This window comes from Kitasatospora sp. NPDC101183 (genome assembly GCF_044767945.1).
Taxonomy (GTDB): Bacteria; Actinomycetota; Actinomycetes; order Streptomycetales; family Streptomycetaceae; genus Kitasatospora.
In genome coordinates this window covers 169847-181571 of sequence record NZ_JBIWOW010000012.1, presented here as the reverse complement: position 1 = coordinate 181571, position 11725 = coordinate 169847, and the positions used below count along the sequence as shown (strand labels likewise).

13 protein-coding genes are annotated in these 11725 nt (G+C 73.0%); 9 read left to right on the top strand and 4 right to left on the bottom strand.

The genetic code is table 11. The features are described 5' to 3' along the window. The first annotated feature begins 316 nt into the window (after positions 1-316). Positions 317-1720, top strand: a complete 1404-nt coding sequence (locus tag ACIRRS_RS18915) for a glycosyltransferase 87 family protein (RefSeq protein WP_402971970.1) — start codon at positions 317-319, stop codon at positions 1718-1720. Positions 1721-1849: 129 nt separating this feature from the next. Here ACIRRS_RS18915 and ACIRRS_RS18910 read toward each other — a convergent pair whose 3' ends face one another. Then, positions 1850-2266: an SsgA family sporulation/cell division regulator gene (locus ACIRRS_RS18910; RefSeq protein ID WP_031070273.1), complete on the bottom strand. Its 417-nt coding sequence runs from the start codon at positions 2264-2266 to the stop codon at positions 1850-1852. A 368-nt stretch (positions 2267-2634) separates the two neighbouring features. Here ACIRRS_RS18910 and ACIRRS_RS18905 point away from each other — a divergent pair, with 368 nt between their 5' ends. Together ACIRRS_RS18905 and ACIRRS_RS18900 are read left to right on the top strand one after the other, a co-directional pair. After that, positions 2635-3981: an RDD family protein gene (locus ACIRRS_RS18905; protein WP_402971967.1), complete on the top strand. Its 1347-nt coding sequence runs from the start codon at positions 2635-2637 to the stop codon at positions 3979-3981. A 93-nt stretch (positions 3982-4074) separates the two neighbouring features. Then, complete coding sequence (locus ACIRRS_RS18900; RefSeq protein WP_402971966.1) at positions 4075-4830, top strand: RDD family protein; 756 nt, start codon at positions 4075-4077, stop codon at positions 4828-4830. A 31-nt stretch (positions 4831-4861) separates the two neighbouring features. On the opposite strand, the gene ACIRRS_RS18895 is transcribed toward ACIRRS_RS18900, so the two are convergent. Beyond that, positions 4862-5101, bottom strand: coding sequence for a hypothetical protein (locus ACIRRS_RS18895; protein ID WP_402971964.1), 240 nt, complete (start codon positions 5099-5101; stop codon positions 4862-4864). A gap of 207 nt (positions 5102-5308) precedes the next feature. On the opposite strand from ACIRRS_RS18895, the gene ACIRRS_RS18890 reads away from it, so the two are divergent. The 4 genes from ACIRRS_RS18890 (at position 5309) to mycP (ending at position 9256) form a co-directional block, all read left to right on the top strand. Further along, positions 5309-6019 carry an endonuclease V gene (locus ACIRRS_RS18890; protein WP_402971962.1) on the top strand — a complete coding sequence of 237 codons (711 nt, stop codon included), beginning with the start codon at positions 5309-5311 and terminating at the stop codon, positions 6017-6019. Between the two features lie 102 nt (positions 6020-6121). Beyond that, entirely contained in the window at positions 6122-6571 is a 450-nt protein-coding gene (locus ACIRRS_RS18885) for a hypothetical protein (RefSeq protein ID WP_402971960.1), read from the top strand. Positions 6572-6592: 21 nt separating this feature from the next. Further along, positions 6593-7906 (top strand): hypothetical protein, encoded by a 1314-nt coding sequence (locus tag ACIRRS_RS18880; RefSeq protein WP_402971958.1) that lies wholly within the window; start codon positions 6593-6595, stop codon positions 7904-7906. Between the two features lie 105 nt (positions 7907-8011). Continuing rightward, positions 8012-9256: a type VII secretion-associated serine protease mycosin gene (mycP, locus tag ACIRRS_RS18875; protein WP_402971956.1), complete on the top strand. Its 1245-nt coding sequence runs from the start codon at positions 8012-8014 to the stop codon at positions 9254-9256. Here mycP and ACIRRS_RS18870 read toward each other — a convergent pair. Both ACIRRS_RS18870 and ACIRRS_RS18865 read right to left on the bottom strand, forming a co-directional pair. Next, positions 9214-9822 carry a GNAT family N-acetyltransferase gene (locus ACIRRS_RS18870; protein ID WP_402971955.1) on the bottom strand — a complete coding sequence of 203 codons (609 nt, stop codon included), beginning with the start codon at positions 9820-9822 and terminating at the stop codon, positions 9214-9216. The genes mycP and ACIRRS_RS18870 overlap by 43 nt on opposite strands. Before the next feature lie 50 nt (positions 9823-9872). Continuing rightward, positions 9873-10538, bottom strand: coding sequence for an NAD(P)-dependent oxidoreductase (locus ACIRRS_RS18865; protein ID WP_402971953.1), 666 nt, complete (start codon positions 10536-10538; stop codon positions 9873-9875). A 127-nt stretch (positions 10539-10665) separates the two neighbouring features. Here ACIRRS_RS18865 and ACIRRS_RS18860 point away from each other — a divergent pair, with 127 nt between their 5' ends. Beyond that, positions 10666-11052 (top strand): winged helix-turn-helix transcriptional regulator, encoded by a 387-nt coding sequence (locus tag ACIRRS_RS18860; protein WP_402971951.1) that lies wholly within the window; start codon positions 10666-10668, stop codon positions 11050-11052. Positions 11053-11143: 91 nt separating this feature from the next. Beyond that, a complete protein-coding gene (locus ACIRRS_RS18855) occupies positions 11144-11719 on the top strand; it encodes a DinB family protein (protein WP_402971949.1) in 576 nt (191 codons plus the stop codon). Positions 11720-11725: the final 6 nt, after the last annotated feature.

Below are 11725 nucleotides of genomic sequence, written 5' to 3'. Positions count from 1 at the left end.
CGGAGGGGGGTTCGGAGGGGGTTCTGCCGGGGGTTCCTTAAGGGCGGCCTAAGGGAGTTCTACCCCTGGCTGAGCCGGGTGCCGCTGCCGCCCGGCTCTGGCTAGCGTCGGTGGCGTCGGTCGGTTCGCTCCCCGCGCCCCACGCGGGCGGAGCCCGTCCGATCCCCGGTGCGGCTCCGGCCGTCCGTGCTCAGTCCGCAGCCGAGCACGGGCGACCGGGGCCCATTCGTCACTGTGCGTAGCCGATCGATCCAGGGCCCGGTTCGGCGGCATCCGGTATCGTCGCTGGTTGGCCGAGCGGTGGACGGAGTGAGCAGTGACAGCGGTGCAAGACGAGCGCAGACCGGTGCGGACCACCCCCGAACCCTCGCCCGCCCCCCTGTCCGACCGGATCCGGTTCGCGCTCGGCGCCCCGGTGCGCGCGCTGCGGGAGGCCCCGCGCCGCCCGCTGGCGGTCGCCTCGGTCCTGGCCCTGCTCTCCCTCGTCGCGTACGCCGTGGTGCGCCACTTCGTGCACACCTCGATGGTCGACATGATCGTCTACCGCGCCGAGGGCGCCGCCGTCGCCAACGGCACCGACCTGTACGCGCTGCGCGTCACCGAGTGGAACCTGCCCGCGACCTACCCCCCGTTCGCGGCCATGCTGTTCGTCCCCACCACCTGGTTCCCGGTGCCCGTCCTGCGGGTGGCGATCACCCTGGGCAACGTCGCGCTGCTCGCCGTGCTCGCCCACCTGTCCTTCAAGCTCGTCGGCTGGCCGCGCCGGGAACTGCGGGCGATCGGCGTGGTCCTGGTCACGGGCTTCGGCGTCTGGCTCGAACCCGTCTTCACCACGCTCCGCTACGGCCAGATCAACCTCGCCCTCGCCTGCCTGATCCTCTGGGACCTCACCCGCGCCGACGGGCACCGCAGCAAGGGCGTGGCGATCGGCATCGCCGCCGGCATCAAGCTCACCCCCGGGCTGTTCGCCGTCTACCTGCTGGTCACCGGCCGCGTCCGGGCCGCCTTCACCGCCGGACTGACCTTCCTCGGCACCTTCCTCATCGGCGCGCTGTTCCTGCCGGACGCCACCTGGGGCTTCTGGACCAAGTACCTGTACGACTCCTCGCGGGTCGGCAAGACCGAGATCGTCGACAACCAGTCGCTGCGCGGCGCCTTCGCCCGCCTGCTGCACACCACCGAGCCCGGCACGGCCGCCACCCTCGGCGCCGCGCTCGTCGCGCTGGCGGGGCTCGCCGTCGCCGCCTGGGCCTACCGCAGCGGCCGCTGGCTGCCGCGCTCCGAGGCCTGGGGCGTGTGCTGCGCGGCCGTCACCGCCGTGCTGATCTCGCCGATCAGCTGGACGCACCACTGGATCTGGTGCGTGCCGGTGCTCGTCCTGCTCGCCTCCGAGGCCTCCGTCGAGCGGGCCCGCCCCGACGGCGTGCGCCGGGTGCGCTGGCGGGCCGTGTTCTGGGCCACGCTGCTGGCCTTCCTGTCCTTCGCGATGTGGCTGGCGAAGCCGCTCGGCCCGGCGGTCCTCCACATGTCAGCGCTGCGCCAGCTGCCGACCTCGGTGTATCCGTGGGTCGGGCTCTGCTTCCTGCTCGCCGCCGCCGTCCGGATAAGGGCCCGGCGCCGCTCCGCCGGGGCTCCGCTCGTCCGGCTGCCCGGACAGCGGCGTGACGGAGGCGGCCCGGACGCCGCCCGCGGTCGTCAGCAGGCCCCCGCGGCCCGCTGAGGTTCCGGCGGGGGCTTCGCCGCGCCCGTTCTCGTTCCCGTTCTTGTTCTTGTTCTCGTCCTGGTTCCTCGTGGTGTCGGTCGGCGCCCGGTACGTGAGCACGTGCCAGTGCACGCTGCGGCGCACGGCCTAGGCGAGCAGCTCGGCGAGCGAGCCGTCCATGTCGAGGGTCGCCATCTCGCTGCCCGGCGGGACGAGCCGGTGCGCCTTCTCCAGCCAGGCCGCGACGGCCGGCAGCGGGGCCTCCAGCAGCGCGTCCCCCGCCGGGGAGCTCAGCGCCAGGCAGAGCACGCTGCGCCGGCCCGAGCGGGTCGGCCAGATCCGTACGTCGCCCTGGCCGCAGGGGCGGAAGGTGCCCTCGACCAGCAGCTCGCGGGCGAACACCCAGGTCACCGGGTTGCCGGTGTCCAGGTGGAAGGTGATGTAGACCGCGTACGGGTCGTGGCTGCCGTACGACAGCCGGGCCGGGACGGGGACGCTGTGCTCCGGGGAGAGCACGAGGTTCAGCTCCAGCTCGTGCTCGACGACGCTGACGGGACGCTCCATGACCGTCTTCCTCTCTGCTGCTGCGCTGCCTTTGACCTGTGAGAGGGCCGTGCGCGCCGGCTCTTACACGCGTTTCCCGAATTTCTTCGGGAAGTTCTGCGCGGGGTGGTGAACGGCAGGGGCCGGGGCGCTCGGGTGGGCGTCGCGCGCCGGGGCGTGACCCGGCCGCCCATACCCCGGGTGGGTCCCGGTTGTCCGGGGATTCGCCGATTCTCCGTCGCCGCTCCGGCGAGGCACTACCCTTTGTGACTGCCCGGCGACTGTCCGCCCATCGGTGGTGCCCCCACGCGTGCGCCGACGGCGTGCGCCGGGCGCGCGGCTCCGGCCCCAGGTTTCCCCCGTTCCAGGCCCCAGGAGAGAAGACCCCCATGACGGACCGCCCCATCGCCGACGCCGGCGACCCGGCCGTCGCACCCGAGCCGGGGTACTACCCGGACCCGTCCATCCCCGGCTTCGTCCGGTACTGGGGCGGCTCGGCCTGGGTGCCCGGCACCAGCCGCCTCGCGCCCGTGGAGGGCGAGGTGCTGGAACCGCCCCGCTTCGCCACGCGGCGGCCCGCTCCCGGCGGGTTGGCCGCCGGTGGGCGGGTGGTGCCGCCGCCCGTGGTGGGCCCCGGGCGGGCGGGGGACACCGGGCCGGTCTACCTGGACCAGACGACGGGCGGGGCGTCCTTCGTGCTCGGGCCGGGGGCGGGGGAGCCGGTGGAGGCCGCCGTGGAGGTGGCGGGCGGGCCGGTGTTCCGGGAGGTGGGGGCGGCGGCCGTCGGGGCTGCGTCTCTTGGGGCCGCATCGGTCGGGGCCGGGGTGGACGGTTCGGGGTGGCAGGCCGATCCGCGGGCCCAGCACGGGCTCCTGGAGACGGGTGGTGCGCCGCGCTGGGTCTCCTGGGGGGTGCTTTCGGGGGCGTCCGAGGAGGGGGAGGGGCGTGCGGAGGAGGCGCACGCTCCCGTTGCCGTGGAGGTGGCCGCGGGTGTCGCCCCGGTTGCTGCTCCGGCCGTGGCCGTGGTGGTGCGGGAGCCTGCGGGGTTGCCGGCGGTTGTCGGCGAGGCGCCTGTTGAGGTGCCCGTCGTGGTGCCGGTCGTGGCGCCGGGTGAGGTGTCGGGTGAGGCACCCGTCGAGGTGCCGGTCGTGGTGCCCGTCCCCGCCCCCGTGGTGCGGCGGGCGCCGAAGGAGGCGGCCGCCCCGGCGCGCAGGCCCGCCGCGCGCCGTCGGCCCGCCGCCGCGGTGCCGGCCGGGCTCGGGCGGCGGCTGGCCGCGCGGGTGGTGGACACCCTGGTGATGCTGGCCGTCGCGGCCGCCGCCGGAGTGCCGCTGGGCCGCTCGGTCTCCGACCACCTCCAGGAGAAGTTCGACCAGGCGAAGATGGCCAGCGTGCTGACCCACCGCCAGGTCCAGGTCTGGCTGGTGGACGGCGTGGTGCTCGGCAAGATCGGCGTGCTGATCGGCATCCTGCTCTTCGTCGGCCTGCTCTACGAGGTCCTGCCGACCGCCCGCACCGGGCAGACCTTCGGCAAGCGGCTGGCCCGGGTGCGGGTGGTGGACGCCGCCGCGTCGGGCGGGCGCTCGCGGCTGGGCTTCGGGCGCTCGCTGCTGCGGTGGGTCGTCCGGCAGTTGGGCCTCCTGCTGCTGCTCGGGCTGGTCTGGCCGCTGTTCGACCGCCCGGCCCGACGGGGCTGGCAGGACCGCGCGGCCCGGACCAGGGTGGTGCGCGCCTGAGGCGGCGTCTGGGCAGGCGCTGATTTCCGCGTCGAACGGCAAAACGGACAGAATGTCCTAAAGAGCATGAATATGTGATGTTCTACTCGTGGGATGAGCACCCACGACCCCTCAGGCCCCGAGCCGGAGGGGGGCGGCAAGCCCTCCTTCGACAAGCAGCCCCCGCAGCCGGGTGGCGGCACGCCGGAAGGCGCGCCGCAGGGCCCGACCACCCCCACCCCTCCCGGCGGCCCGGGTGGCCCCGGCAGCCCCGGCGCGTACGGCGGCAGCTACGGCGGCGACCCGTACGGTCAGGGCCAGTACGGCCAGGGCGGCCAGCCCCCGTACGGTCAGAACCCCTACGGCCAGAACCCGTACGACCAGCCGCCGCCCGGCTACGGCCCCTCCGGCTACGGGATGCCCGGCACCGCCCCCGTCCCCGGGATGCCGCCCATCGGCAGCTGGCCCCGGCGCATCCTCGCCCGCCTCATCGACTACCTGCTGATGCAGGCCGTCGGCGCGATCATCGTCGCGCCCTTCTCCGACCTCAGCGATCGCACCGGCTCCGCCAGCGCCTTCTGGGTCGGCGCCATCATCTACCTCCTGTACGAGGCCCTGATGCTCAGCCGGGACGGGCAGACCCTCGGCAAGAAGGCGATGAAGATCCGGGTCGCCATGCTCATCGACGGCAACAAGCCCACCCAGTCCGCCGCCTGGACCCGCGCGGCCGTCTTCATCCTGCCCGCCGTGCTCTGCTGCGCCGCCCTGTGGTGGCTCATCGACGGCCTCTGGGGCGTCTTCGACAAGCCCTACCGGCAGTGCATCCACGACAAGGCCGCCAAGACCGTGGTGGTCACCACCGAGGTCTGACGGCCCGTCCCCTGACGACGCCCGGCGGTGCTCAGCGCTGCCGGGCGTACTCGTGCGCGCCGCCGCGACCGGAGGCCGCCGCCGAGCGGGAGCGGCCGGCGGCGGTGCGCATCGACAGCACCGTCACCAGGGTGCCGAGGGCCAGTGCGAACGCCACCAGCACCGCGACCTCCAGGACGCCGGAGGCGCCCGAGACGGCCAGCAGCGCCACCGTGGCGGCGACGACGGTGAACGAGCCGAGGCAGAACCGGGCAGCGGACGGACGCGGCATGGCGGGGGTCCTTCGCACGTCGGGGGGAACGGGCGGGGGTGCGTCTTCGGTCGGTCCAGGCTAAGGCTCCGGGGCCGGGGGCACGGGGGGCGCACGGGCTCACCGCGGGGTCGTCCGGGGCCGTCCGGGGCCGTCCGGGGCCGTCGTCGCGGCTGGGTACGGTGTGGGACCGTGTCCGTCCGTTGTGACCGAAGGGGGAACCGTCCCGTGCCCATCCCCGCCGACTGGCCCGCCACCGAGGCCCAGGCGCTCGCCGAACAGGAACGGCTGCGGCCCCTCGTCCGCGCCCTCGACGACGGGGACCCGCCCGGGCGGCTGATCGCCGGAGTGGACGTCGCCTACGACGACGAGCACGACCTCGTCGCCGCCGCGGCCGTCCTCCTCGACCGGGACACCCTCGACGTCGTCGAAGAGGCCACCGCCGTCGGGCGGATCGCCTTCCCGTACGTCCCCGGGCTCCTCGCCTTCCGCGAACTCCCCGCCGTCCTAGACGCGTTGGCCGCCCTCGCCGCCCTGGGGCACACCCCCGACACCGTCGTCTGCGACGGCTACGGCCTCGCCCACCCCCGCCGCCTCGGCCTCGCCAGCCACCTCGGCGTCCTCACCGGGCTGCGCACCCTCGGCGTCGCCAAGACCCCGTTCACCTTCGACCACGGCGACCCCGGCCCCGAACGCGGCGCGTCGAGCCCCCTCACCGACCCCGCCACCGGGGAGGAGGTCGGCCGCGCCGTCCGCACCCGACCCGGCGTCAAACCCGTGTACGTCTCCGTCGGCCACCGCATCGGCCTCGACACCGCCGTCCGCACCACCCTCGACCTTGCCGCCCGCTACCGCCTCCCCGAGACCACCCGGCGCGCCGACTCCCTCTGCCGCCGCGCCCTCGCCGACGCCCTGCACGCCCGGACGCCCCCGAACTGACCATGTCCCAGGCCGAATTCGGCCCCGGTGTGTTAGACATGACACCCCGGGGCCGGGCCCCGGCCACAGCCTCGGCCACGGGACGAACGGGGGAGTGCCGCAGTGTCATCGGGAACCGGCTCGACCGGTGGGACCGGCCAGGGGTACCGCGTCGAGGTCGAACAGCTCCGGATGTTCGCCAGCCACGTGCGCGTCATGCTTCGGACCTTCGAGACCGATGCGAACGGCAGGACCACCCACGGGCGCACCGGCCTCGGCAAGGACGTCTTCGGCACCTTCGCGGAGGCCACCGAAGTCCACGGCCGCTACGAATCCATGCGCAACGCGCTGCGCGACATCCTCGACCAGCTCCAGAAAGCCGTCGACGAGGCCCAGCACAAGGCGGAACTCACCGCCAGCGGCTACGAGGAACACGAACAGCGCACCGCGAAGAAGCTGAAGCTCAAACTCGGCGGCGACGGCTGGTCCCCCGCGACACCCTCCGACACCGGCGAGGCCGCGTACCAGAAGAACCTCCACCTGCCCGAACGCGGCAACACCACCCGCGCCTGACCCGGACCCGGAGGCGAAGGAATGGCCTACACCAACTTCCACGACTTCAGCCACGCCGACCTGCGCAAGATGGCCAAGGCCCTCAACCCCGGCGCGGTCATGGCGGCCGGCGACCCGTGGCACAAGGCGGCCGACGCGCTCAAGGACATCCGAAGGCGGCTCGCGAAGGTCAGCACCGAGGCCGTCGACACCTGGGAGGGGCCGACGAGCGACGCGTTCCACAAGCGGATGCTGGACCTGTCGAACAGCATCAACCTGGCTGCTGCGTACGCCCAGGACGCCGGCAACGCGCTGTACAACATGTCGGAGGCGATGGCGAAGGCCAAGCGCGACATGCCGGAGGAGCCGGGGCTCTGGGACAAGGCGAAGGACACGGCGGGCGACTTCGCCAACTTCGTCTCGGGCGACGACGACGAGCACATCGGCATCACGGCCCGACGGAAGGCCGAGGCGGCGCAGGTCATGCAGACGCTCGCGATGCACTACCGGATCGTGACGCCGTCGTTGAAGACACCGCCGCCACTGTCGACTTGGAGGGAGGACTCCCGGGATGTGGGGCCGCAGACAGACCCGGGAGCCGCAGCGGCAGCCGCCGCTGTGGTCTCGGGAGCCTCGGCAGGAGTGCCCGCACGGGCAGCCGGTGCTCCGGATGGGCAACGGTCGAGAGCCGTTGTGTCTCAGAAAGCAGCAACTGGGGCATCGAAATCCGTCTTCGTTCCGGCTGATTCGGGAATCAAGGGCGGAATGGCACAGGAGCCTCCAAAGTCCGCAAGCGCAAGCGTCAAGGGGCCGTCAGCGGGGATCTCAGGCACTCCGGTTGCGTTGCCGAGCACGAGCGTTCCCAGCCCCGCCACCGCGGGGGCTCAGACCTCGACCCTGAATGCCACGCAGGTGGTCACACCAACTAGCGGCCCTGCCGGTGGTAGCGGGCCGGAGGTTCGTCCCACGAGTCCGACCGTCGTTGCGCCGGTCGGCCCCGGTGGCCTGCCGGTGGAGGGTGTCGGTCCGCGCGAGGGCCGCGCCGTCCAAGCGGGCGCCGGGGGTGCGGGGCGTGGCGTTGCAGCCAGGCCTGTGAACGGCCCGATCTGGCAGGTGACGCGGCCTGGCGCCAAGCAGGCCTTCACCGAGGGCGGTTCTGGCCTGGGGGTCCGAGGCCGGCTGCGGGGCGATGCCGGTGTCGGTACGGCCGGGGCTGTGCCTCACGGGGTTCCGATGGGTGAAGGGCGTGCTCGAAGGAAGGACATGGGGAAGGACGGCAAACGGCCGGACTACCTCGTCGAGGACGAAGAGACCTGGGCGTCGGACCAGCCGACCAATCCGACCGTGGTGAAATGAGCCGTCCGTTGATGGGCGGCTGATCTGATCGCATTCCGCAGGTCGGTTCGATGATCTGCGGGATGCCTTGGTGAGTGGGGTGGACAAGGTTTGACGCACCGTTGGTTGACGCGAGGCGCAGCGGCTCTTGCCGTCGGGACGCTGATCTGGAGCCTGGCGGCGCCGGCCGCGTCAGCCGATGAGATTCGTGATCAGCAGTGGGCCTTGAAGTCCTTCGAGGCGGAAACGAAGGTCTGGCCGGTCAGCCAAGGCGAGGGCATCGTCGTGGCCGTCATCGACAGCGGGGTGAGTCAAGATCACCAGGATCTGACCGGGCAGGTGCTTCCCGGAGCAGACTTCTCCGGTGCGGGAACGGATGGAAGGGTGGACCGAGACGGCCACGGCACGGCGATGGCCAGCCTGATTGCGGGACATGGTCATGGCTCACAGGTCGGAATCATTGGGCTGGCCCCCAAGTCGAAGATTCTCCCGGTGAAGGTGAGAGGTACGGGGGAGAACCCTGATCCGGACCTGCACGATGTGGCCGATGCGATCCGCTTCGCTACGGATCACAGTGCGAAGGTCATCAATTTGTCCTTGGGCGGGCCGTACCAGTACGACAAGGAGATTCGCCGAGCTGTCGCCTACGCGGGTTCCAAGGACGTGGTCGTGGTCGCGAGTACCGGCAATGAAACCGAGCCGCGCGTCGCGTACCCTGCCGCTTTTCCCGGAGTGGTCGCGGTCGGAGCTGTAGGTTCAACAGGTGCCGTGTGGGAGCGGTCCAACACAGGCCCGGAGACGACGCTCGTTGCGCCCGGGGTGGAGATCTACCACGCCTCCGCCAAGTCCACGACGGGCTATGCGATCGGCGACGGTACCTCTGATTCCACCGCCTACGTCTCCGCGACGGCCGCGCTGATTCGCTCGAAGTACCCGAACCTGTCGGCAGGTCAGGTGATCAATCGGATGATCACGACGGCTTCCAAGCCGGCGGACGGATCGAAGGTGCCGAGCGACCGGTACGGGTACGGGCTCGTGTCACCGGCGAAGGCGCTGGAGGCGAATCCGGCGGTCGACAACGGGACCAGGGACAACCCCCTGGTGGGTCGGCCCGAGTCGCAGGGGTCGCCGGACGACTACCCGACGGCGGTGCCGGACCGGGCGTCGCCCGACCGGAACGCCGACGACGTCCTCGCCGTCGTGATCGTCGCCGCCGGCGTTCTCCTCGTCCTCGCCGTGCCCGTGCTCGTCGTCCTGCTCCTCCTCCGCGCGCGCCGCCGCAGGCGGCAGGCGGCGGCGGAGGCGGCCGCAGCCGCCGCCCGGGCCGCCTACGCCGCGGCGTACCCGTACGGGCCGCCGCCGCCTCGGTGAGTGGCGAGCCATTCCTCCCGTAGGGCCGCCATGTGCAGGGTGTCCCAGTAGCGGCCGTCCCAGTGGTGGGATTCGCGGGCGCGGCCTTCGTGGTGGAAGCCGGCCTTCTCGTAGGCGCGGACGGCGCGTTCGTTGTACTCGTAGACCTCCAGGTGCACGCGGTGGAGGCGGATGGTCTCGAAGGCGTGCCGCAGGACCAGGTGGGCGGTTTCGGTGCCGAGGCCGCGGCCGGTGCTGTCGGGGGTGAGGGCGATGCGGAAGCTCGCGGAGGAGTTGTCGGGGTCGAGGTCGTTGAGGGCGGTCTCGCCGAGGAAGCGGCCGGTGGCCGGGTCCTCGACGGCGAGGTCGAGGCGGTCGGGCTGGTCGGCGCGGGTGGTGCACCACCGTTCGATCCGGTCGCGGGTGAAGGCGGTCCGGGTGCCGGTGAGCCGGTTGGTGGTCCCGTCGGCGCACAGGTCCCACATCGGGTCGGTGTGGCGGGCGGCGAGGGGGACGAGGCGGACGGTCGGCCCGTGGAGGGTCGGCTTCACCGCGAGGGCGGCCAGGTCGGTCAGGTCGGTGGTCATGGCGGAAGGATCCACCGACGGGGATCTGTTCGTCCACGTCGTTCAGCGGCTCATTCCGCGACGGCGATCTGCTCCCGGTGGTGCGCGGGCGCGGCGAGTTCGTCGATGACGGCCACGGCCAGGTCGGCCTGGGCGATGCGCGGGCCGAGGACCTGGGGGCCGCCGCTGCGGTAGTGGCCGGTGCCGGGGGCGGTGCGGTCGAGTTCCATGGGCGGGGTGACGACGACCCAGTCGAGGTCGGCGGGGGAGTCGCGGAGCAGGTCGAGGGCGGTGGCGTGGCCGAGGGAGAAGGCGCGGTACTCGGCGGGGAACGCGGGGTCGTCGTGGACGGCGACGCCGGGCGCGGTCTCCAGGGTGGTGGCGACGCCGACGCTGACGAGCCGCTGGACGCCGGCCCGGCCGAGGCCGGTGACGAGGGCGGTGGTGGCGGCGCCGTAGAACTCGGTGGACGGCGTGTCCGGGGTGTAGACGGAGCTGACGGCGGCGGTGTGACCGGCGGCCGTGGCGGCGACGGCCGCCGGGTCGGTGACGTCGCAGGCGACCAACCGGACGCCCGGCCCGGCGAGTTCGGAGTGCCGGGCGGGGTCGCGGACGGCGGCGGTGACGGTGAGGCCGCGCCGGGTGGCCTCGGCGACGACGGCCCGGCCGATCTGGCCGCCCGCGCCGTAGACGATGACGTCGGTGGTGGGTTCGGTGGTGGGTTCGGTGCTGCCCATGGTGGTGTCCGTTCCGCTCGTGGGCGGACGCTGTCGCCCGCCGCTGACGGGACGGTAGGCCAGGGGGTGCCGGTTACTTCAACGGTACCGGCGCGGTCGTGGGCGGGCCGGGGGTACGGTCGGGGGTATGACGCAGACCGTGCTGGAGCCGCTGCCGGCGGACTTCTTCCCCGCCGACTGCCCCGTGCAGTCCGTGCCGGTGCTGGGGAGCAGGAAGTGGACGTGGAAGATCATCCGCTGCCTGGAGGCCGGCCCGCGCCGCTTCTCGGAGCTGCGGGTGCCGCTGGCGGGGATCACCGCCAAGGTGCTGGCGGAGTCGCTGCGGTCGATGGAGCAGGACGGCGCGGTGCTGCGGACGGAGTTCGCCGAGAACCCGCCCCGGGTCGAGTACGCGCTGACGCCGCTGGGCCGTTCGCTGCTCGGGCCGATGGACGCGGTGTGCGCCTGGAGCCGGGAGCACCTGGGCGGCCTGCTCGCGGCCCGGGAGGAGTACGAACGGGAGCACGGGCGGTAGCCGGGGCAGCCGGGGGCCGTGGCGGCATTTCGGCGACGGCTGGCGGTCCTGCCGCTGGTGGGCGGGGCGGCGGGGCGGCGATGCTGGGCCCATGACCACCGAAGAGCACACCCCCGACACCCTCGACGGCGCCGAGCAGATCGCCCCCGACACCAAGGACTGGACGTGGGTGCTGGAACGCCCGTGCCCCGACTGCGGGTTGAACACCCCGGCGGTGGTGCGCGAGGACGTCGCCGGGATGATCCGGGCGAACGCCGAGGGCTGGCTGGCCGTCCTGGGCGGCGAGGAGGAGGGGCTGCGCCGGCGCCCGCAGCCGTCGGTCTGGTCGCCGCTGGAGTACGCCTGCCACGTCCGGGACGTCTACCGGCTGTTCCTGGTGCGGCTGAACCTGATGCTCGACGAGGACGACCCGCTGTTCCCCAACTGGGACCAGGACGAGACGGCCGTGGCCGAGCGCTACGGCGAGCAGGATCCCCGGGTGGTGGCCGGGGAGTTGGCGGAGGCCGCGCAGGCGCTGGCCGCGGCCTTCGAGGCCGTGGCGGGGGAGCGGTGGCGGCGCACCGGCAACCGTAGCGACGGGGCCCGTTTCACGGTGGAGTCCTTCTCCCGCTACCTGATCCACGACCCGGTGCACCACCTCGTCGACGTGACGGGCGAGCGGGTCTGAGGGGCC